Here is a 232-nt window from a genome sequence, read left to right on the forward strand (position 1 = left end):
GCTTAATAAACTTTATTACCGAGCACTTTGAAGTAGACAGCCAAAGTATTACATTTAAAGATAACCTCATTACTTTTAGTAAAGGGGAAATTAGCTTTAGCGAACTTGCAAACCTTGCTTACATGAACCGTATATCGCTTTCATCAACGGGTTATTACGCCACACCAAAAATTCATTACGATAGAGCTAAAGGCGAAGGCCGCCCATTTTTTTACTACGCTCACGGCGTAGC

1 protein-coding gene is annotated in these 232 nt (G+C 39.2%); it reads left to right on the top strand.

Annotated elements, in window-relative coordinates:
• The coding region (locus AAEY57_RS21220) for a molybdopterin cofactor-binding domain-containing protein (RefSeq protein WP_350608810.1) at window positions 1-232 on the top strand (232 nt) is incomplete at both ends.

Origin of the sequence: Pseudoalteromonas sp. MER144-MNA-CIBAN-0113 (assembly GCF_040308965.1) — a bacterium.
GTDB classification, from domain to species: Bacteria; Pseudomonadota; Gammaproteobacteria; order Enterobacterales; family Alteromonadaceae; genus Pseudoalteromonas; species Pseudoalteromonas tetraodonis.